The sequence below is a fragment of the Kitasatospora sp. MBT63 genome (assembly GCF_000710465.2).
Lineage (GTDB): Bacteria > Actinomycetota > Actinomycetes > Streptomycetales > Streptomycetaceae > Kitasatospora.
In genome coordinates this window covers 1-1,317 of the sequence record NZ_JAIZ01000477.1, presented here as the reverse complement: position 1 = coordinate 1,317, position 1,317 = coordinate 1, and the positions used below count along the sequence as shown (strand labels likewise).

1 protein-coding gene is annotated in these 1,317 nt (G+C 69.3%); it reads left to right on the top strand.

What is annotated here, in order from left to right; genetic code table 11:
• Positions 1-70: 70 nt before the first annotated feature.
• Positions 71-1,284, top strand: a protein-coding gene (locus AA75_RS25970) for an IS3 family transposase (protein WP_149038380.1) whose coding sequence is annotated in 2 segments (ribosomal slippage) — positions 71-320 and positions 320-1,284 — 1,215 coding nt in all. Because the reading frame shifts where the segments join, the coding sequence is not laid out codon by codon here.
• Positions 1,285-1,317: the final 33 nt, after the last annotated feature.

Genomic DNA, 1,317 nt, shown 5'->3' with positions numbered 1-1,317 from the left:
CTGAGGTGACCCCTGCGATGTGGACACACCCGACAATGGATCTTGGTGATCCTGGAAGGTGTAGATCTACGTGGCACGGCCCTCGAAGTACAACGTGGAGTTCAGGTCCGACGCGGTGGCGTTGTGGCGGGCCTCGGCCGGCCGGCGGACGTTCAAGGACGTCGCGGCCGACCTGAACGTCAACCCCGAGACCCTGCGGACCTGGGTGCGGGACGCCGAGAACATCGGTCCGGAGCCCGGCGGCGGGCCGGGCCCGGAGAGTACTCAGGCGGAGCTGGCGCGGCTGCGGGCGGAGAACGCCCGGCTGGTCCGGGCGGAGAAGGAGTGGCAGCTGGAGCGGGAGATCCTGCGCCGGGCGGCCCAGTATTTTGCGAAGGAGATGAAGTGAAGCCCCGCCGCTGGGACTTCATCTCCGCCAACGCCGACGACTTCGGCGTCCAGCGGCTGTGCCGGGTTCTGCAGGTCTCCCGCTCCGGCTACTACCGGTGGACCGCCGGCACCGAGGCCCGCGCCCGCCGCCAGGCCGAGGAGGACGCCCTGGTCGAGGAGATCCGCGGGATCCACACCGAACACAAGGAGACCTACGGCGTCCTGCGCATCCACGCCGAGCTCCGCGGCTTCGGGCACACCGTCAACCGTAAGCGGGTCGCCCGGTTGATGCGCGAGCACGGCATCGTCGGCCGCCACCTGCGGCGCAAGAAGCGCACCACGGTCCCGGACCCGGTCGCGCCGCCGGTGCCGGACCTGCTGCAGCGGGACTTCACCGCCGCCGCCCTCGACGAGCGGTGGTGCGGCGACATCACGTACATCCAGGTCTGCGGCGCCTGGCTCTACCTGGCCTGCGTGATCGATATCCGCTCGCGCCGGGTGGTCGGCTGGTCGATGGCCACCCATATGCGCGCGGAGTTGGTCATCCACGCTCTCGAGGCCGCGGTCGCCGCCCGGGGCGGGAACGTCACCGGAGTGATCTTCCACGCGGACCGCGGGGCCCAGTACACCTCGACCGCGTTCGCGCAGGTCTGCGACCGTTACGGCATCCGCCGGAGCATGGGTCGGGTCGGCTCGAGCTACGACAATGCCCTGGCCGAGAGCCTCTGGCAGAGCCTGAAGCGCGAGGCCATGCACCGCACGCTGTTCCGGACGATGAGCCAGGCGAGGCTGGAGATCTTCCAGTGGCTCACCTACTACAACGCCCGCCGACGCCACAGCGCGCTCGGCTACCTCTCACCGCTGGAGTTCGAACAACAGCACCACACCCCGGCTAAACTCTCCCTCGCGGCATGAAACCCCTGTGTCCACACTCCAGGGGTCACCTCA